This window comes from Faecalibacterium sp. i21-0019-B1 (genome assembly GCF_042852915.1).
In the GTDB taxonomy this organism is placed as follows: domain Bacteria; phylum Bacillota; class Clostridia; order Oscillospirales; family Ruminococcaceae; genus Faecalibacterium; species Faecalibacterium taiwanense.
Genome location: NZ_AP031425.1, coordinates 2,650,799 through 2,669,816 on the forward strand (window position 1 = coordinate 2,650,799; position 19,018 = coordinate 2,669,816).

At 58.4% G+C, this 19,018-nt stretch carries 19 protein-coding genes and 1 tRNA gene; 9 read left to right on the plus strand and 11 right to left on the minus strand.

What is annotated here, in order from left to right; translation table 11 throughout:
• Positions 1-54: 54 nt before the first annotated feature.
• Positions 55-807 (minus strand): DUF4866 domain-containing protein, encoded by a 753-nt coding sequence (locus ACGHP1_RS13185; protein WP_390509620.1) that lies wholly within the window; start codon positions 805-807, stop codon positions 55-57.
• Between the two features lie 129 nt (positions 808-936).
• Here ACGHP1_RS13185 and ACGHP1_RS13190 point away from each other — a divergent pair, with 129 nt between their 5' ends.
• A complete protein-coding gene (locus tag ACGHP1_RS13190; RefSeq protein ID WP_390509622.1) occupies positions 937-1,101 on the plus strand; it encodes a hypothetical protein in 165 nt (54 codons plus the stop codon).
• Between the two features lie 33 nt (positions 1,102-1,134).
• Here ACGHP1_RS13190 and ACGHP1_RS13195 read toward each other — a convergent pair whose 3' ends face one another.
• Both ACGHP1_RS13195 and ACGHP1_RS13200 read right to left on the minus strand, forming a co-directional pair.
• Entirely contained in the window at positions 1,135-2,292 is a 1,158-nt protein-coding gene (locus ACGHP1_RS13195; RefSeq protein ID WP_390509623.1) for an XRE family transcriptional regulator, read from the minus strand.
• 311 nt (positions 2,293-2,603) lie between these two features.
• A tRNA-Val gene (locus ACGHP1_RS13200) sits at positions 2,604-2,680 on the minus strand.
• Positions 2,681-2,859: 179 nt separating this feature from the next.
• On the opposite strand from ACGHP1_RS13200, the gene ACGHP1_RS13205 reads away from it, so the two are divergent.
• Positions 2,860-3,027 carry a FeoB-associated Cys-rich membrane protein gene (locus ACGHP1_RS13205; protein WP_044953787.1) on the plus strand — a complete coding sequence of 56 codons (168 nt, stop codon included), beginning with the start codon at positions 2,860-2,862 and terminating at the stop codon, positions 3,025-3,027.
• A 55-nt stretch (positions 3,028-3,082) separates the two neighbouring features.
• Here the strand turns inward: ACGHP1_RS13205 and ACGHP1_RS13210 are convergent, their stop codons facing one another.
• Both ACGHP1_RS13210 and ACGHP1_RS13215 read right to left on the minus strand, forming a co-directional pair.
• Positions 3,083-3,319 (minus strand): hypothetical protein, encoded by a 237-nt coding sequence (locus tag ACGHP1_RS13210; protein WP_097773792.1) that lies wholly within the window; start codon positions 3,317-3,319, stop codon positions 3,083-3,085.
• Positions 3,291-3,653 (minus strand): helix-turn-helix transcriptional regulator, encoded by a 363-nt coding sequence (locus ACGHP1_RS13215; protein ID WP_243139256.1) that lies wholly within the window; start codon positions 3,651-3,653, stop codon positions 3,291-3,293. The genes ACGHP1_RS13210 and ACGHP1_RS13215 overlap by 29 nt, the downstream gene beginning before the upstream one ends.
• A gap of 195 nt (positions 3,654-3,848) precedes the next feature.
• On the opposite strand from ACGHP1_RS13215, the gene ACGHP1_RS13220 reads away from it, so the two are divergent.
• From ACGHP1_RS13220 to ACGHP1_RS13235, 4 genes are read left to right on the plus strand one after another with little or no spacing between them, the layout of a single operon-like run.
• Positions 3,849-4,466, plus strand: coding sequence for a LexA family transcriptional regulator (locus ACGHP1_RS13220; RefSeq protein ID WP_120120483.1), 618 nt, complete (start codon positions 3,849-3,851; stop codon positions 4,464-4,466).
• Between the two features lie 48 nt (positions 4,467-4,514).
• A complete protein-coding gene (locus ACGHP1_RS13225) occupies positions 4,515-4,733 on the plus strand; it encodes a hypothetical protein (protein ID WP_005942855.1) in 219 nt (72 codons plus the stop codon).
• A gap of 12 nt (positions 4,734-4,745) precedes the next feature.
• The gene (tsaA, locus tag ACGHP1_RS13230; RefSeq protein ID WP_390509626.1) at positions 4,746-5,444 is read left to right on the plus strand and encodes a tRNA (N6-threonylcarbamoyladenosine(37)-N6)-methyltransferase TrmO; all 699 of its coding nucleotides are present in this window, start codon (positions 4,746-4,748) and stop codon (positions 5,442-5,444) included.
• A 12-nt stretch (positions 5,445-5,456) separates the two neighbouring features.
• Positions 5,457-6,356, plus strand: coding sequence for a LysR family transcriptional regulator (locus ACGHP1_RS13235; protein WP_390509628.1), 900 nt, complete (start codon positions 5,457-5,459; stop codon positions 6,354-6,356).
• Positions 6,357-6,472: 116 nt separating this feature from the next.
• On the opposite strand, the gene ACGHP1_RS13240 is transcribed toward ACGHP1_RS13235, so the two are convergent.
• Complete coding sequence (locus ACGHP1_RS13240) at positions 6,473-7,588, minus strand: ABC transporter ATP-binding protein (RefSeq protein ID WP_097773796.1); 1,116 nt, start codon at positions 7,586-7,588, stop codon at positions 6,473-6,475.
• Between the two features lie 124 nt (positions 7,589-7,712).
• On the opposite strand from ACGHP1_RS13240, the gene ACGHP1_RS13245 reads away from it, so the two are divergent.
• Positions 7,713-8,558: a helix-turn-helix domain-containing protein gene (locus ACGHP1_RS13245; protein WP_005942868.1), complete on the plus strand. Its 846-nt coding sequence runs from the start codon at positions 7,713-7,715 to the stop codon at positions 8,556-8,558.
• Between the two features lie 3 nt (positions 8,559-8,561).
• Here ACGHP1_RS13245 and ACGHP1_RS13250 read toward each other — a convergent pair whose 3' ends face one another.
• On the minus strand, positions 8,562-9,863 hold the full coding sequence (locus ACGHP1_RS13250; RefSeq protein ID WP_390509630.1) for an MATE family efflux transporter: 1,302 nt from the start codon (positions 9,861-9,863) through the stop codon (positions 8,562-8,564).
• A 205-nt stretch (positions 9,864-10,068) separates the two neighbouring features.
• On the opposite strand from ACGHP1_RS13250, the gene ACGHP1_RS13255 reads away from it, so the two are divergent.
• Together ACGHP1_RS13255 and ACGHP1_RS13260 are read left to right on the plus strand one after the other, a co-directional pair.
• Positions 10,069-11,028 carry a carbohydrate kinase gene (locus ACGHP1_RS13255; RefSeq protein WP_390509631.1) on the plus strand — a complete coding sequence of 320 codons (960 nt, stop codon included), beginning with the start codon at positions 10,069-10,071 and terminating at the stop codon, positions 11,026-11,028.
• Positions 11,029-11,240: 212 nt separating this feature from the next.
• Complete coding sequence (locus ACGHP1_RS13260) at positions 11,241-11,789, plus strand: phosphatase PAP2 family protein (protein ID WP_390509633.1); 549 nt, start codon at positions 11,241-11,243, stop codon at positions 11,787-11,789.
• Between the two features lie 612 nt (positions 11,790-12,401).
• Here ACGHP1_RS13260 and ACGHP1_RS13265 read toward each other — a convergent pair.
• The 4 genes from ACGHP1_RS13265 to ACGHP1_RS13280 all read right to left on the minus strand — a co-directional run bounded on the left by ACGHP1_RS13265 (position 12,402) and on the right by ACGHP1_RS13280 (position 18,933).
• Positions 12,402-14,840, minus strand: coding sequence for a homocysteine S-methyltransferase family protein (locus ACGHP1_RS13265; protein WP_390509634.1), 2,439 nt, complete (start codon positions 14,838-14,840; stop codon positions 12,402-12,404).
• The gene (locus ACGHP1_RS13270; RefSeq protein ID WP_097773801.1) at positions 14,827-15,513 is read right to left on the minus strand and encodes a methionine synthase; all 687 of its coding nucleotides are present in this window, start codon (positions 15,511-15,513) and stop codon (positions 14,827-14,829) included. Before ACGHP1_RS13270 ends, ACGHP1_RS13265 begins: the two co-directional genes overlap by 14 nt.
• Before the next feature lie 232 nt (positions 15,514-15,745).
• Positions 15,746-16,894 (minus strand): ComEC/Rec2 family competence protein, encoded by a 1,149-nt coding sequence (locus tag ACGHP1_RS13275; RefSeq protein WP_097773802.1) that lies wholly within the window; start codon positions 16,892-16,894, stop codon positions 15,746-15,748.
• Entirely contained in the window at positions 16,867-18,933 is a 2,067-nt protein-coding gene (locus ACGHP1_RS13280) for a YgiQ family radical SAM protein (RefSeq protein WP_390509637.1), read from the minus strand. The genes ACGHP1_RS13275 and ACGHP1_RS13280 overlap by 28 nt, the downstream gene beginning before the upstream one ends.
• Positions 18,934-19,018: the final 85 nt, after the last annotated feature.

A 19,018-nucleotide genomic window follows, 5' to 3' on the forward strand; every position in this document is an offset into this window, starting at 1 on the left:
CTGCGTTTTGTTTTGCTGTGATGCACTTATAAAAGGAGTTCGTTTACAGGGCATTTACTCCCCGTAAACGATCTTGGTAGTAGTTTCCACATGGCGTTCCAGCCGGTCGGCAAAGTGTTCCAGCGGCAGAAAAACGCCAAGTTCATCGTAGCGGGTTCCGCCGTCCTTGAGCGTATCCTGTCCATAGTAGACCACGGAACGGGGCAGTGCGTGCTGCAGCTTCATCTGGATATCCCAGACGGTGGAGTAGGCCTCCGCTTCCGTTACCTTCTGCTTCACGGTGTCCGGCAGTTCGTAGATCAGCAGCAGCCCCAAATGCTGGTTGTAGTGGTACTCCACCACATCCATCGAGCCTTCGTCGTAGCCATGATACTTGCAGTAGCCGCTGGCAAGGTACATTTTTACCTTTTCCTGCTTCTGGAACACCCGGATGAACCGGTCGTATACTTTGCTGCTCACGGCAACTTTGTTGTTCGGCAAAAGAACGCCGGCATCATCCGTCAGGATCACCGGGTTCGGCTGACCATCGGCGTTGAATTTGAACGGGATCAGGGCAGCGTTCCGTAGCAGGTCAAACATACTGTGCTGGCAGATCGCCATCAGAAAGGCAGACAGATCCTTGTTCTCGTAGGCATTGAACAGTGCTGCGGCAAACTGCTGTGCACTCACGGCCGGCGCATCCAGTACGTCTGCCATGTCCAGCGAGTCGTTGAAGGTATCCATCAGGCGTCGGCAGGCTTCTGGATTTTTCAGGATCTCCCCGAACAGTGCCTCTGCCTTTTCTTCTCTTGGAAATATCGTTGCCATCAAAAAGACCCTCTTTCTGTTTATTTCCAGCTACCTATTATAGATTCATAATGCCCAGCTGTGAAATACTGCTTTCATATTGCTGCTATATACAGAACACTTTTTACACATTTTCCAAGTGCCTGTACAATGGACGCTGCAATCATGAAATTGCACGAGGGAAATGTTTTTCCTTCTGCTCGCATTGCGAGTATTCCCAATAAGGAAGTCTCGCAGGAATATGTCAATGCCCTCAGCACGATGAACTGGCACGGTGTGACGGCTTCAGATATACAAAAAATCGCCAATGCATGAGAGAGAAATCTCTCACGTTTGACGGTTTCTTTTTTACCCTAAAAGCACTCTTGCTCTGCGCTGTACCTCTTTTTCGATCATCTTCAAGCGATTTGGCGGCAGATTATAACGTGTCGCTCTGCGGTCAAAATGGAAATCCAGCAGCTTATGGAGCATTGTACGGTGACGAGGTTTCATTGCACTCTTTGCAGCTGCAAAAAAATCATCGTATGCAAGCGGAAGCAGTGTGCGGGCATATTCATCAAATGCTTTCTGGTTGTCCCAAAGATCCGTTCCGCCCAGACTGAACAGCGAGTTTCCGTGGTCAAACAGCGGTGCAGGTGCCGCAATCGTGTTGGTTTTATTGTCTACCAGCACACCAAAATTTCCATAGTGGCGGTCAGTGTTGCAGATGATCGCATCAAAGACCAGCATATCTTCCAGCGCATCCACAAAGTTCTGACCTAACGTCTGATAATACGCAAAAATTGCTTTTATTCCACCTTTGGGCACAAGCTGTCCGATGGGAATATAAGAATACTCTTTGCTGGTGAACAGCTCACACTTGGAACAAAGCGTCTTTTTCAGATCTTTTGTCAGGGTGTAGCGAATCGCATTCACGCCCATCACCTGTGCAACTTGATAAGCATACATTTCCGAGTACGGTTCAAATCCCAGATTACTGAACCCTGACGTGCCACCTTTATAAAGATAGATTTTTCCGTTTTGTCTGCGCCAGCATTTTGGCAGCATCCCGTTGGTCGAGAACTCCGGGCAGGACGCAAGCGAAGTTCGTATGCTGCTGCCATATCCTGTAAAGGCGATTGCTGCCAGCACCTGACTGAATCGGTTATCGTAAAGATTTACTTTTTCAAAAGTATCCCCGGAACCCTCTGCATCTACCCAAAAGCAATCATTGAGCGAAAGACCTTTATTGGCTGCAATAATTCCAAGCGGTCGATTCAAAGAAAGCCCCACCTTAGAGAGCAGAGCATCTACATACGCTCGGTTCTTCGGAATTGCGCGATGCCGCAGCCAGCGTTCTACACCATCTTCTGATACAGTCAGGTTCAAAGGTAAAAAGGAACGTTTTTCTTCGTAGACCTTTATAATATGGAGGTCAGTATCTGCACTGTCCATGTTTGCTTCAAAGGTAAGCAGCGGCAAATCAAAATGCCTGATGGTGTAGCGCACAGCGATTTCTCCTTTCATCCATGATCTTTTCCTTTATTGTACGGCATCAGAATCCGAATGAAAAGCACCACCGTCATTCTGCACAAAATCCAAGGATAAAATTTTATGCCAAAAAATCTGCAAAAATCGGGTTTTCAGAGCCATTTTGCCGTTCCTCTCCGAATTTTGCTACAGATCTGCTACAAACTTGCTACAAACGACTGAAAAGGGGGCCTCCTACACGTTTCATTATCAATATGCAAAAGTGAATCTGTTTCACTTTTGCATATCAAAAAGCACGTAGATACAAGAAAAAGCCGCTTACCTTTTCAGGTAAACGGCCTTACGTTTGGTGGAGAATTAGGGACTCGAACCCCAGACCCCCTGCGTGTGATGCAGGTGCTCTAACCAGCTGAGCTAATCCTCCATATTTTGTTTTGTGCGTTCCGAACTGGAACGTGATTATTATAGCACGGCCTTTGCCAAAATGCAAGCCCTAATTTTAAAAAAATCACACTTTTTGTATCCGCTTTCCGGTTGCCCTTTGATGCCAAATCGTGTATACTGAACACAGAAACTTTCCCACCGGGAAAAGAGGTACAAAAAATGCTGACACTTCGTGGAATCATTACGCTGATCGTTCTGATCGTTCTGTTTGCACTGGCCGTTGTGTGGATCTCCAAGCAGGGCGGCTGGAAGGGCGAGGGCTGCGGCGGCAACTGTGCATCCTGCCACAGCCACTGCGAAAAACAGGACCCGAACAAAAAAGCCTGAGTTCAAAAATGCCCCCGGACATTGCCTGCTGGCAGCGTCCGGGGGCATTCTGCTTTCAGCTTTCCGTCTCGCGGTAAAACACCCCACGCTCTGCCGCGTACACGGCAATGGTGCTCAGCAGGTCCTGATGGGCTTTCTGGTAAGTAGTGCGGCCGATGTGCAGCTGATCGATCACATCGTCCTCCGTGCGGTGCTGTACATAGCGCAGCTCGAACAGATCCGCACGCAGCGGGTCGTTTTGCCGGTAATAGGCAAGGCCCTCCTCAATGGCGGCGCACCAGCTGCGCTCCACCGGGCTTCGTGCACGCTGCCGCATCCCATATCGGTACAGTGCCAGCCGCGTCTGATTTCTCTGCTCGCTTGTCATGTTCTGCCCTCCTCTTTTCATCCGCGCGGCGTGCCAGCACTTCGCGGCGGTTCTGCTCTTCAAAAAAGCAGAGATCCCGCTCGTACATGCTCAGACCAAGCACCGCGCTCAGCCGTTCTGCTTCGCTCAGCTTGAACTGTGTGCGCCCCTGCAGTTTCAGGTTCAGTGCATTGGGGCTGATCTTCAAGGCTCGTGCCACATACTGCATCTTGTACCCACTGGCGCGGATATAATCCCGGATCATTTCAGTATTTGCCATATTCCTCTCTCCTTTTTTCGTATCGGCAATGTCGTTTCACAATCTTTAGTTGTAGTATATTCCTGCATTGATTCAGTGTCAACCCATTTTTGCAAATTCGCAGAAAAAAGTTGATTTTAATGCAATTTTTTGGTATACTTCTGGTAACAGCATTCTTTTTACAGAACAACCATACGTTTTTCAGAGAGGTTTCGCATGTCTGAGCTTTCTACCCGTCTGCATCTGCGCCGCAAAGAACTGGGCCTTTCGCAGGAAGAGCTTGCCCAGCGCATGGGCTATCGGTCCAAATCCTCCATTACCAAGCTGGAAAAAGGCATCAACGACCTGCCGCAGTCCAAGGTGGAAGAGCTGGCAGCCGCGTTGGAGACCACCCCTGCCTATCTGCTGGGGCTGGACGCACCCTGTCCGCCGCCGGGCTTTGAGCCGCTGCCTGCCATGACGCAGGTCCCGCTGATCGGTTCCATTGCCTGCGGCACTCCTATCACGGCAGAGCAGAACATTGAACGCTATATCGGCGTTCCCGCCGCGTGGCGCGCCGACTTTGCCCTGACCTGCCACGGTGACAGCATGTCCCCCACCATCTGCGACGGCGACATCGTATGCATTCGCTGCCAGCCGGAGGTGGAGCAGGGCGAGATCGCCGCAGTGCGCATTGGCGGCGAGGCCACCCTCAAGCACTTCCACCGGCAGGGTGATGCTGTGATGCTGCTTGCGGACAATGCCGCCGTCTGCCCACCCATGATCTTTACCGGCCTGCAGCTGGAAGAGCTGCACATTGAGGGCCGCGCTGTCGGCCTGTGCCGGGGGCTGTGAGCCGCCTGCAGTCTTTCAGGCACGTTTCATAAAAGGAGGAGGCTTCTCATGTTTTTCTCCCGCAAAAAGCCTGCCCGTTCTTACGACCCCGCCACCCAGCAGCCTGCACTGCGGTGCAGCATCTGCACCGGGGAGCAGGTGGCCGGTTTCATCTCCCCGGATGGCCATTTTGAGGACGTTCAGCTCATTCGCACGCCTCAGGAACTGGACGCATTCCGGGCACGGTACAGCATCCCGCCGGAATGCCCCCTGAAAAAGATCTATTAAAAGGAGTTCGCCATGCCCACTGCACCTGAAGAGATGACCCTGAAGGTCATTGCCCATATCCATACTGCCTTTCCCACCAAGTTCGGCATCCCGCGCCAGAGCGGCCTTGTGGACGAGCTGCGCGGCGAGGTGATCTTTGCGCCCGAATACCGCAATGCCGATGCCGTGCGCGGTCTGGAAGATTTCAGTCACATCTGGCTGGTGTGGCAGTTCTCCGGCGCGGTGCGGGACAGCTGGTCCCCCACTGTACGCCCGCCGCGCTTGGGCGGCAACACCCGCATGGGCGTGTTCGCCACCCGGTCGCCGTTCCGCCCCAATCCTCTGGGCCTTTCCAGCGTGCGTCTGGAAGGCATCGAGCACCGGCCGGACGTTGGCCCGGTGCTCATCGTGCGCGGTGCCGACCTGATGGATGGCACCCCCATCTACGACATCAAGCCTTACATTCCCTATGCCGACTGCCACCCGGATGCCGCCGAGGGCTTTACCGGCCAGACCCAGTTCCACCGTCTGCAGGTACAGTTCCCGCCCGAACTGCTGGCACAGGTGCCGCAGGCCGACCGCGCCGCCCTGACCGGCGTACTGGCAGGTGACCCGCGCCCCTCCTATCAGCACGACCCGCAGCGGGTGTACGGCATGGAGTTCGGCCCGGTAGAGGTGCATTTTACCGTGGATGGCGAGGTGCTCACCGTGACCGGCATCGCCCGCCGCTGAGAGGAAGCGTTTATGGAACTGCGGAACATCAATACCTTTTTGCACATCGCCGAGCTGCACAGCTTTTCCCACACTGCGCGGCAGCTGGGCTATTCCCAGTCGGCGGTGTCCTCCCAGATCGCACAGCTGGAAGCAGAGCTGGGCGCACCGCTGTTCGACCGCGTGGGCAAGACCGTGCGGCTCACCGATGCGGGCCAGACCTTTTTAGGCTATGCACGCACCCTGCTGGCCACGGCCCAGCAGGCGCAGGCTGCCCTGCAGCCCGCCCGGCAGATCAGCGGCAGTCTGCGCATCGCTCTGGCGGATTCGGTGTGCTCCACCTTCCTGCCCGGCCTGCTCAAACGCTACCACGCCCTGTGCCCGCAGGTGGAGCTGGTGCTGTGCACCGCCACTGCCGACGGAATGCTGCAGATGCTGGGCACAAATCAGATTGATCTGGCCTATACGCTGGACCAGCCCCTGCTGCAGCCCAATCTGGTGCTTGCGGCGGATGTGCCGGAGCCGGTGTGTTTTATTGCACCATCCGCTCACCCGCTTGCCGGGCAGGAAGCCGTTACACTGGAAGAGCTGCCCCGGCAGGAATTTCTGCTCACTGAGCGCGGCATGAGCTACCGCGACGCTTTGGATCAGTGCCTTGCCGCCCGCGGCCTTGCCATCCACCCTTATCTGGAGCTGGGCAGCGCTGCGCTGCTGTGCCAGATGGTGGAGCAGGGCATGGGTCTTTCCTTCCTGCCGGAGTACATCGTGCGTCCGGCGCTGGCCGCAGGTCGTCTTGCCCGGCTGAATGTGCCGGACTGCACCGTGGAGATGCACCGTCAGCTGTTTTACCACCGTGACAAATGGCTGACCCCTCAGATGAAAGCTTTTATCGAGCTGGTGCACCAGCCCGCGCCCGGCACTGCCAGCAAATGAAAAGAGCACGGGTCCATTGAAGCGTAAAGCTGAACACACAAACGAAAAACCGCCGAAGGCTTTCCTTCGGCGGTTTTTCTTATGATAGGAGGATCAAAAATGATCGTCGCAAAATTTTAGTTCAGGATGGTCAGCTCGGTCTCGATGTCGAACAGGTGGACCTTGTGGGGATCGAATGCAACGCGGACAGTGTCTCCGTTGCGTGCCTTGGAGGTGGGAGCCACACGAGCGGTCATCTTGTTGCCCTTGTACTCCAGATACAGGTAGATCTCAGCACCCATCATTTCGGAGACATCCACCTGAGCATCCAGCTGGCAGTCTGCGTGCTTTGCCATAAACTCAGGCTCGTCGTCGATATCCTCGGGACGGACGCCCATCTTGATCTTCTTGCCGACGTAAGCATCCAGCTTGCCGTCTGCGGTCTTCTCCTTGGGCAGGGGGATCACGTCGCCGCCCAGATCAACACCGTACAGCTCGCCCTTCTTGATTAGGGTGCCGTCCAGGAAATTCATCTGGGGGCTGCCGATGAAGCCAGCAACGAACATGTTGCAAGGCATATCGTACAGGTTCTGCGGGGTATCGACCTGCTGGATGATGCCGTCCTTCATAACAACGATACGGTCGCCCATGGTCATAGCCTCGGTCTGGTCGTGGGTAACGTAGATGAAGGTGGTAGCCAGCTTCTTGTGCAGCTTGATGATCTCGGTGCGCATGCTGGTACGCAGCTTAGCATCCAGGTTGGACAGAGGCTCGTCCAGCAGGAAGACTGCCGGGTTACGAACCATTGCACGGCCCAGAGCAACACGCTGACGCTGACCACCGGACAGAGCCTTGGGCTTGCGGTCCAGCAGGTGCTCGATCTCCAGGATCTTAGCAGCCTCGTGCACGCGCTTGTCGATCTCGTCCTTCGGGGTCTTGCGCAGTTCCAGACCGAAAGCGATGTTCTTGTAAACGGTCATATGGGGGTACAGAGCGTAGCTCTGGAACACCATTGCGATATCACGATCTTTCGGGGGAACGTCGTTGATCAGACGGCCACCGATGTACATTTCGCCCTTGGAGATCTCCTCCAGACCGGCGATCATGCGCAGGGTGGTGGACTTGCCGCAGCCAGAGGGGCCGACGAAGATGATGAATTCCTTATCCTGGATCTCCAGGTTAAAGTCGGTAACAGCGGGAGCGGTAGCACCCGGATAGATCTTATAGATGTGCTGGCAGCTGATCGAAGCCATAGTCGTTTGCCTCCATAATTTTTAAGGTTCTCACGCTCTTGACGGCGTGTTCATTCGTTGGTACTATAATAGCAGATAATTTTGTGATATAAAATAGCATTTTATTGATCAGAGGTGTCAGATATTGCTTTTTGACTGGAACACCATCGCTTTTCCCGCTTCCGTGCAGGATCTGCAGCTGTCTGCCCCCCTCACCCTCTCCGGCGAAGGACTGTGGGTGTGCCTTGTGTCCAGCGGCCAGTGCTCTGCATCCGTACCTGCTGCCGGGCCGCTGCCGCTGGGTGCAGCGCTCATTTTGCCGCCGCAGTCCGTGCCTGCCGGGCACCTGATCCTGAGCCGTGCCCCGCTGGCCCTTGTGCCGGAAAGCATCTGCCATCTGCTCTGCGTCCAGCTTACCGGGCAGGCGGCTTCCCAGTTTCTGGCCGGGCTGCACGAACTGCCCTTCCTAGCCAAGGGCGGTTCCTGCCCGGCCGCTGCCGAACTGATGGACCGCCTTGCTGAGGAAAAGGCCGCCCACAGCCGTGCCCGCAGCCAGTTGGCCTACGCACTGCTGTGTGAGCTGGCCGATGCCGACAGTGCCGCGTCCGCCCTGCCGCCGCTGGTGCAGGCCGCCATTGAGGACATCCGCGCAAACTACGCGGGCCTTTACGGCGTGGAGGAGCTGAGCGAACGGCTGGGCGTGTCCAAGAGCCATCTGGTGCGCACCTTTACCGCAGCCATTGGCGTGCCGCCGGGCAAATACCTCACCACGGTGCGCGTTGAAGCAGCCCAGCGGCTGCTGCTCCACCGGGAGTACACACTGGACGTGGTAGCCAGCCTGTGCGGCTTTTCCGGTGCCAACTACCTGTGCCGGGTGTTCAAAAAAGAAACCGGCCAATCCCCCGCACAGTGGCGGGCAATGGCCGGTCACGCCGCGCAGAGTGGGCTTTCGCCCGAGGAATCTCTGCGCGAACAGGAGCTTTATATTTAAGGGCTATGCGGTCTGCTTTTTACCGCGCAGCAGCAAAAACAGGGTCAGCACTGCGGTGAGCAGTTCCGACACCGGGAACGCCGCCCATACGCCGTTCATGCCGAACAGGCGGCTCAGCACCAGCGAGCAGGCCACGATGGCCACCATGCCGCGGCAGATGGAGGTGACGGAGGCTTCCACCGGGCGGTTGGTCGCACTCAGATAGCCCGCCGCCACGATGTTGAACCCGGCAAAGAAGTAGCCCACAAAATACAGCCTCATGCCCATGTGGGCAAACTGGGCCATCCGGGCGGAGCTTTCGCTGTTGAACACGCCCACCAGTGCATCGGTAGCACCAAAGATGATGCCGTACAGCACCGCTGCCAGCACCAGTGCAGTGCAGCTGCCCAGGATAAGCAGCTTTCTGGCACCGGCCTTGTCGCTTTTTCCGTAGCACTCGCTCACCAGCGGCTGTGCGCCCTGTGCTACACCATTGAAGATGGCCGTTGCCACCAGCGCAAAGTTTGCCACCACGCCATAGGCCGCCACCGCCACATTGCCCGCCAGACCCAGCAGCAGGAGGTTGAATACGGTGGTGGTAACGCCGGAGCTCATCTCACCCACAAAGCCGGAGATGCCAAGCTGGCAGCTCTGGCCCAGCAGCCTTGCCGAGGGGCGCTGGCGCACGAACTGCACGCTGTTCTCCTTTTTAAAGAAGTGCCGGCTGCAGATGGAAATGCTGATGATGGGAGACACGGCGGTAGCCAGCGCCGCACCGGCCAGCCCCAGACCCATGGGAAACATAAAGATGTAGTCGAATACCACATTGAACAGGCTGCTGCTCAGGGTAGCCACCATGGCAAGGGAGGGGTCGCCGTCGTTGCGCACAAAGGCCGACACGATATAGTTGCACATGAAGAAGGGCGTGAACATAAGGAAGATGCGGGCATACGGGATGCCCAGCGCCACGATCCCCGCGTCACCGCCCATCAGCCGCAGAAGGCCGCCGGGCGCAAAAATGCCCACCAGCAGGAACGGCACGCTGAGCACACAGGCGCAGAAGATGGCATTGGAAAAATAGCGCTGGCAGCGCTCGTCTCCCTGCGCCTTGAGGATGGCATAGCGGGTGGCCGCGCCAAGGCCGACCATGGAGCCGACGGCAAAGATGAAGTTGTAGACCGGCAGGCAGAGGTTGAGCAGGGTAACGCCGTCGGTGCCCGCCGCCTGCGAGATGAAATAGGTATCGGCCAGAATGTAGCACGAGGTGCCCAGCAGGCCGAAGATATTCTGTGATACATATTTAAAGAACTGTTTTGTCAGGTTCATCCAAGTTCCCTTTCATGGCATTTTTTACGCATACCGGCATATTTTAGCACACCCCAAAATGCAAGTCAACACAAAAGCGCCCTGTACCGCGCAAAAAAGCATTGACAGCCCGGGCTCTGGCCCTTACACTGGGAGCGGTCACAAAATCATCCCCCTCGCCGGGGGAAGTCTTTTATTACCAGCATCTTAATTTGGGAGGTTCTCTATGTCCGGCAGCACACTGTTTTCCATTGGCGAAGCACTCATCGATATGATCCCGTCCAGGGTGGGCTGTTCTTTTGACGAGGTTCCCTCGTTCAGCCCGCGCACTGGCGGCGCACCGGCCAACGTGTGCGCCGCCTTTGCCCGGCTGGGCGGCAAAAGTGCTTTTCTGAGCCAGCTGGGCGACGACCCCTTCGGCCACAAGATCGCCCGGGAGCTGGCAGACTGCGGCATCGACCTCTCCCATCTGGCCTTTACCGACAAGGCCAACACGGCCCTTGCCTTCGTCAGTCTGGAAGAGGACGGCAGCCGTACCTTCAGCTTCTACCGCAAGCCCTCGGCCGACCTGCTCTATTCTCCGGAGCAGATCGACCCTGCATGGTTCGCCGATGCCTTTGCCCTGCATTTCTGCAGTGTCTCGCTGGTGGACAGCCCCATGCGCTACGCCCACCTTGCGGCCATCTCCGCCGCACGCGAAGCTGGTGCTATCGTCAGCTTTGACTCGAACCTGCGCTTCCCCCTCTGGCCGGACCGCGACATGCTGCGCGGGACCGTGCTGCAGTTCCTGCCGCTTTCCAACATCCTCAAAATTTCGGATGAAGAGCTGGAATTTCTCACCGGCACTGCGGACATCGAAGCCGCCCTGCCGCAGCTGCTTGTGGGTGATGTGCAGCTGGTGGTCTACACCTGCGGCAGCAGCGGTGCCCACGCCTATACCCGCACCGCCCACGGCTTTGCCCCCTGCCGGAAAGTCCGGGCTGTGGACACCACCGGCGCAGGCGACGGCTTCATCGGCTCGTTTTTGTGGCAGCTGGAACGTGACGGCGTGACGCGGAACAAGCTGGAAAAACTGAGCCGGGCCCGTCTTTGCGAGTACCTTGCCTTTTCCAACCAGTTCTGCGGCATCAGCGTGCAGCAGCACGGTGCCATCGACAGCTACCCCACCCTTGACCAGATGCAGTAACGGATGCAAAAAGCCCCGCGTCCAGCACCGCAGGGCTTCTTTTTCATTTACAATTTGTAGTATTGCGCCGCTATATTCCAGTTTTGTCCTGTTTCCGACATCTTCTCTGCCGGTTTAAGATTTGTTTATCCTTTGTACAAGCCTTGTTCTTATTCTCTGCCCGGTTCCATGTTACCATAAGGGCAAGAACAACAAGCAGGGAGGCTTTATCCATGTCCTTTGAATTTACCCTTCTGGATGCCTTGCAGGCTCTGCGCTGTCCGGTGCTGGATGCACTGGCGGTGTTTTTCGATCAGGCCGGTGCCCACGGCGAGATCTGGATCGCATTTACAGTGGTGCTGCTGGCGTTCCGGCGCACCCGCCGGGCCGGGCTGGCCATGGCGCTGGCGCTGGGCCTTTATATGCTGGCGGGCCACTGCGCCTTAAAGCCGCTGTTCGCACGCCCGCGCCCCTGCGACCTCCGGCCGGAGATGCTCACGCTGGTGGCCCGGCCGCATGGCTGGTCCTTTCCTTCCGGACACACGGCCTCCGCCTTTGCCGCTGCCTTTGCGCTCTGGCTGCAGAACCGCAGGCTCGGCGTCCCGGCTCTTGTGCTGGCCGGGTTCATCGGCTTCACGCGGATGTACCTGTATGTGCATTTCCCCACCGACATTCTGGGCGGCGTGGCACTGGGCCTTGCATTGGGGGCCTGCGGCTCCCTGCTGGCAGATAAGATCAGCAACAAATGGGCGAAACCCAGTGAAGTAGAACGAACTGTATAAACCAATTTCGTTTCGCACTCGTTCTCGCTTTGCTTTTTACATTCAGATGAAGTATATCGCTTCGATTCTATTCGTGAAAAAGAGCCTCGGAAAAATCCGCAGATTTTTCCGAGGCTCAACGAATTATAATAGAATTTCCGCTAAAACAGCCAAAGCGCACGCGGCGGCTATTCCCAATCGTTCTCTTGCATTCAGGTAAAAACAAAAGCAGCCAGCACCGTGGAAAGGAGGATAAAGCGGTGCTGGCTGCGGTATGAGAACTCCCGAACTTTGCGGCGGATCAGGAGGGATTTGGTAGTCTGTCCGCCGTCGTTGGCGATTGCCTGGCATAGGCGGGGGACAGTGTTTTAATAAGTACCTGCTGGGCTGTGTCAGATGCACCAGCCCCCGCAGGTGAAAGCCCTTGTCGGCTTTGGGAAGATGTCTTTGCATCTCCCTGACTGCACCCTTATACTACCAAACAATCGTGGCATTTCTTTGTGGAGTTTTTGAACAATTTGCAAATAGATTTTCAGGTGTTTTCAAAGGAGGCCCCGCGCATAAGCGTTGGGGCGGGACTGGAGTCCCGGGCTGTTCGCGGAGAAAGCTTCCTACTGGCCTGCATTCATGCTTTTACTGCGCCCCGAAAAATTCCTTGGCGATGTCCGCGCTGCGCTTGGCATCCTTGGCGTACCAGTCCGCGCCGATCTTCTCGGCATATTCCGGCGTGAGCACCGCACCGCCCACCATGATCTTGCAGTCCAAGCCTGCTTCGTGCAGGGCGGCAATGGTTTCCTCCATGCTCTTGAGGGTAGTGGTCATCAGGGCGGAAAGGCCCACCAGATGCACATTCTTTTCCCGCACGGTGTTCACCACCGTCTCCACCGGCACATCACGGCCCAGGTCGATCACCTCAAAGCCGTAGTTTTCCAGAATGACCTTGACGATGTTCTTGCCGATGTCGTGCACGTCGCCCTTGACGGTGGCCAGCACGATGCGGCCCTTGCTGGCGCTGCCCTCGCCCTTCTGGGCAATGACGTTCTTGATCTCCTCAAAAGCGCTCTGGGCCGCACTTGCGGCCTGCAGCAGCTGCGGCAGGAACAGCGTGCCCTTCTCGTACTTTGCGCCCACGATGTCCAGCGCCGGGATCAGTGCTTCGTCCACCACTTCCAGCGGCTGCTTTTCGGCCAGCAGTGCCTTGGTCTGGGCGGCGGCATCGCCCTTCAGGCCCTTTTCCACCGCCTTCATCAGCAGAGCATAAGGACCGGTAAGCTCTGCGCTCTCACCGGATGCGGATGCCGAAGCCGCAGGCACCGTCTGCGCGGCCTGCTTGAGGGCCACCGAGGCGGGCACATGGTCGGCATACCGCTCAATGTACTTCGTGCTCTGCGGATCGCGGTTGGTCAGCACATTGTAAGCGTACACTGCCGCCATCATCTCCTCGCTGGAAGGGTTCATAATGGCGAGGTCAAGGCCCGCATACATCGCCATGGTGAGGAAGGTGGTGTTCAGATAGGGGCGGCAGGGCAGGCCAAAGCTGATGTTGGACACGCCCAGAATGGTGCGCACCCCCAGCTCTTTTTTGCAGGCTTCCAGTGCCTGCACGGTGGCCAGAACGTCCTTCTGCTGGGCGCTGGCGGTCAGGGTCAGGCAGTCGATGTAGATGTCCTCCCGCGGGATGCCGACGGCAAGGGCCGCCTCCGTGATGCGGCGGGCAATGGCCACCCGGTCCTCGGCGGCGGGCAGAATGCCCCGCTCATCGATGGCAAGACCCACGATGGCCGCACCGTACTTTTTGCACAGGGGCAGGATCGCGTCCAGCTTTTCCTGCTCGCCGTTGGTAGAGTTGACGATGGGCTTGCCGTTGTACACGCGCAGACCGTTTTCCAGCGCCTCCACATTGGAGGAATCCAGCTGCAGCGGCAGGCTGGTGACGCTCTGCAGGGCCTTGACCACCTTGGGCATCAGGGCAGGCTCGTCCACGCCGGGTGCACCCACGTTCACGTCCAGCACCTGAGCACCGGCTTCCACCTGACTGACCGCCTGCTCCAGAACGTAGTTCATATCCTCTTCCCGCAGTGCCTGCTGGAAGCGCTTTTTGCCGGTGGGGTTGATGCGCTCACCCACCACCGTGATGCCGTCCACGTTGACGAAATCCACCGGCGTGCAGAGCACCGAGGGCATTTTGTGGGCCGAACGGCCGGGTACGCAGCCTGCAAAAACGCTGTTCAGCAGCTTGATGAACTCCGGCGTAGTGCCGCAGCAACCGCCCGCCGCAAACAGGTGCAGGTCCCGGTAGGGCTTCATTTCCATGGCGAAGAGCTGCGGAGTGATATCGTAGCCGCTGCCGTCGGCCCGGGGCAGGCCCGCATTGGGCTTGACGAACACCGGAAAGTCGCCGGGCACAGCCTCTGCCAGACGCTTTGCCATGGGAAAGATCTCCTTGGGGCCCAGTGAGCAGTTGATGCCCACCGCGTTGGCACCCAGGCCACGGGCGGTCACGCCGAAGCTTTCCACCGTGCAGCCGGTAAAGGTGCGCCCGCCGGCTTCAAAGCTCATGCTGGCTAAGATAGGCAGGCCGCTGTTTTCCTTTGCTGCCAGCAGAGCGGCTTTCAGCTCGTACAGATCGGTAAAGGTCTCAAAGAAAATGAGGTCGGCCCCGGCGGCAGCGCCTGCCCGGACGATGCGCGCATACTCGCTCACCGCATCCTCAAAGGCCAGCGTTCCGCTGGGTTCCAGCAGTTCTCCCAGCGGGCCGACATCCAGCGCGGTCAGGGCACCGTAGGGCGCACAGGCGCGCTTGCAGTTGGCGATGCCCGCCGCAATGATTTCTTCCAGACTGTAGGCGCTGCCCGCCAGCTTGTGGGCCGATGCGCCAAAGGTGTTGGCGTTGACGATGCGGCTGCCCGCAGCGGCATACTTGGCATGGATGCTCTCGATCAGCTCCGGATTGGTGATGTTCAGCTCCTCCGGCTTTGCACCCAGCTTCAGGCCCGAAGCCTGCAGCATGGTGCCCATGCCGCCGTCCAGCAGGACGGTATTGCTCTGCTTGAAAAGTTCACTCGCTTGCACAGGTCTTTCCCCTCTTTCTATACTCACACCGGGTGCGCAGCACGCAGTGGCCGCACCCGGCCAGTTTTCCCTTTACCGGGTGGCCGCTGACCCCCAGAATGGCCGTCACGCTCTTGCGCGGGGTCATCAGGTTGGTATCGGTCACACACAGGCCCGCCCGGCGCACCGTATCCAGCGCGTTTGCCACCAGCGGCTGTACTGCAATATCCCAGTCACCGTAGCCGGGCGAAAACCGCCCGGTCAAATACTTTCCCTCTTTTGCGGCCCACTGGCGCAGCTCTGCTTCGGCTGCGTCTGCGGCCTGCTCGGCCAGCGCGCTGCCCAGTGCGTCGGACGCAACGCCCGCCGCGATATCTCCCACACCGGCACGGCGGATCTGTGCATCCACGCCGGGGCCAAGGGTCACGGCCAGCAGCACCGCCTGCGGGCAGTTTTCCAGATGCTTCATCACATCCCCACCCCGCAGGATGCCTGCTTCGGCAAGGGCAGCCGTGTCCGCTTCCAGCCAGACCGCCCGGGGCGTTGCCGCCGCCAGCAGCGGCATGGCGCATGTTTCCAACAGGGTCATGGTGCGGTCGTCCGGTTCCCCTCTGGCCCCGAAATACCGCGCTGCCTGTGCTGTATCGATCGCCGCCGGTTTTGCCAGCACCAGCGGCTGCGGTGCACCGATCATCCGCCGCACCTCCTTGCTTTTTTGAAATAAAGTGGTCTTAAGTATACCGCACCTGTGGGATTTTATCAATCCCGCAGAGCGGCGGATAAAAGAAAACTCCCTCAGTCACAGCTCACGCCGTGCCAGCTCCCTCAAGGAGGGAGCCTCTGTCGAAAAGGTAAGCTTTTCGGTTTTGCCAAAGGCCCCATCCCAGAGGGGGCTGTCTGTGAAGCAGACTGGGAGAGTTCGTTCTTTATTTGATGCAGCTGGAACAGGGCGTATAGCCTGCTTCCACGGCTTCCTGATAGCTGGAGAAGAGGATCTGGTTCTTCTCTGCCGGCAGGTTCGGGCAGGTAGGCAGATGGAACTTTTTGCTGTTCACATTGCCGATGTACGCCTGCTGGGCCGTGCTGGATGCCGCCGGGTCGGTGGGGTTCAGCGCGGAATCTGCCGCAAAGTGCTCGGTGCCCACGGTGTAGTTCTGGCCGTCACTGCCAATGGTGATGGTGCCCTGCAGGTCGGTGCGGTACACATCCACCCCGGCATCCCGCAGGATGCTCAGCGTTTCCTCGTGCGGGTGGCCGTACTTGTTGTTCACGCCGCAGGAGATGATGCCCATTTCCGGCAGCACCGCGTTCAGGAAGAGGTAGCTGGTGGAGGTGCTGGAACCGTGGTGGCCCACCTGCAGCACATCGGCCCTGAGGTTCGCGCCGCTGTTCACAAGGTCGGTCTCCGCAGTCTTTTCCATGTCGCCGGTCAGCAGGAAACTGGTGGAGCCGTAGTCGATGCGCAGCACAATGGAGGTATCGTTGGTGTCGCTGTACTGTGCCACCGGGCCAAGCATGGTCACGGTAGCGCCGCCCAGCGGCCACATCGTGCCCACGGCGGGCACCTCTACCTGCAGGCCCTGCTGTTGGGTGTACTTGACAAAATCCTGAAAGCACTTGGTGGAGGCATCGGCCACCGGGCTGTACACATGGTACGCCGGGAAGTAGGCCAGTGCGGCAGCCAGACCGCCCACATGATCCTCGTGCGCGTGGGAGCAGAACACATATTCCAGCTGTTCCACCCCCTGACTCTGCAGGTAAGAGACAATGAGACTGCCGTCGTCCACATTGCCGCCGTCGTAGAGCATGAACTGTCCGTCGCATTCCACCAGCACACTCAGCGCCTGACCCACATCAATGAAATGCACCTCCAAGGGTGCGTCCACTGTATCCACAGCCGCCGCAGCAGAAGCGGACGGGTTCGGCACTACATCGGCGCTTCCGCCCGGGACGGACGGCAGCCCGCTGCAGCCCGCAAGGCTCAGCACCAGTGCGGCGGCAGCGGCCAACGCAGCAAGGCGCTGCCACAGGCCTTTCTTAGGCGCGTTTACTTTTTCTTCTTTCCAGTTTTCCACGTTGTGTTCTCTTTCTGTTGATCGTTTTTTGGCTTGCGCGCGGGTGCCGAATGGGGCGCAAAGCGTGCGCCGGGGCTGGGCGCACGGCCTGTCGGTGCAGCGGCACGGCTCTGGCCGTGGGCAGGCTTGCCGTTATGGCCCTTCTGGTTCGGGCGCACCGTATAGGTGCCGTCATTGTGGATTGTCACATCGGCGGCTTCGGCCCGGCGGGCAGAGCGCTGCACGGCGCGGCGGCCTACGGCGGGCACCAGCAGGGGGATCAGGTCCTCCCGGTGGGTCATCTTCAGCGCCTTGACTACCTTCTCGGCGTTGCGAGGCTCGTAGTATTGCAGCAGCGCCCGCTGCAGCGCCTTGCCCTCGGGGGTCTTTTCCACAAACACCGGCTTCAGGGTGTAGGGGTCAAGGCCGGTGTAGAACATGCAGGTGCTCACAGTGCCGGGGGTGGGGTAAAAATCCTGCACCTGTTCCGGGCGCATGTGGTTTTTATAAAGATATTCTGCCAGATAGACCGCATCCTTGAGGGTGCTGCCCGGGTGACTGGACATCAGATAGGGCACCAGATACTGCTTTTTGCCGGCCTTTTTGCTCAGCTCATAGAATTTATCCTTGAACTTGTTGAAGGTCTCGATGGGCGGCTTGCCCATGTAGGCCAGCGTGTTGGGGGCACAGTGCTCCGGAGCCACCTTCAGCTGGCCGGACACATGGTACTCTACCAGTTCCTTGAAGAAGGTGTCGTCCGGGTCGGCCATCAGGTAGTCGAACCGGATACCGCTGCGGATGAACACCTTTTTCACGCCCGGCAGCTCCCGCACCCGGCGCAGAATCTTCAGGTAGTCGCTGTGGTCCACGATCATGTGGGAGCAGGTGGTGGGGGCAAGACAGTGCTTGCCGCCGGTGCACATGCCCCGCAGCATCTGCTCCCGGCAGGAGGGAAAGCGGAAGTTTGCGGTGGGGCCGCCCACATCGTGGATGTAGCCCTTGAAATCCGGCTCGTGGGTCATGCGCTCGGCTTCTGCCACGATGCTGTCCGCGCTGCGGCTGGTGACACGCCGCCCCTGATGCAGCTGGATGGCGCAGAAGTTGCAGCCGCCGAAGCAGCCGCGGTTCTGGATGATGGAGAACTGCACCTCCCGGATGGCGGGCACTCCGCCCATGCTCTCGTAGATGGGGTGGTAACGGCGGGTGTAGGGCAGGGCGTAGACCTTATCCAGCTCCCCGCGCACCAGCGGCTTTGCGGGGATGTTCTGCACCAGATACTTCTCGCTCTGCTTCTGCACGATGATCTGGCCGCTGACCACATCCTGATTGTCCATCTGGATGCGGCAGGCCTTGGCATACGCCGTCTTATCCGACGCCACCTTTTTAAAGCCTGCGCACTCCACGTAGCGCTCGGGCAGATGGTCGAAGTCGGTCATGTAACAGGTGCCGTCCACGTCCGTGATGTTCTCCACCGGTTCCCCGGCGGCAAGGCGGCGGGCGATCTCCACGGTCTGGTGCTCGCCCATGCCAAAGCTGATGATGTCCGCGCCGGAATCCTCGGCGATGCTGGGCAGCACGGTGTCCAGCCAGTAATCGTAGTGGGCAAAGCGGCGCAGAGAAGCTTCCAGACCGCCCAGGATCACCGGCAGGTCGGGATAGGCCTGCTTGGCAAGGCGGGTGTACACGGTGGCGCTGCGGTCCGGGCGTGCGCCGCCCTTGCCGCCGGGGGAATATTCGTCCTCGGCGCGGGGGATCTTTGCCACGGAATAGTGGCTGACCATGCTGTCCACGTTGCCGCCGCCGATGAAGAAGCCGTACTTCGGCTTGCCGAATCGCTTGAAGTCCTCGCAGTCGGTGTAGCGTGGCTGGGCCAGCACGCCGATCTTATAGCCCTCGGCTTCCAGCAGGCGGCTGATGATGGCAGTGCCAAAGCTGGGGTGGTCCACATAGGCGTCGCCGCCCACCACCACAAAGTCCAGCTGCTCCCACCCGCGGGCCTCCATATCGGCCCGGCTGATGGGAAGAAATTCGGTGTAGATCTTTGGGGAAGAGTTATCCATAATGCTCCTTTTATTGTTAAACCCTCTCAGGCAACGCCTTGCGGCGTTGCCAGATTCCCCCTTTTGTCACTGCGCGACATCTTCC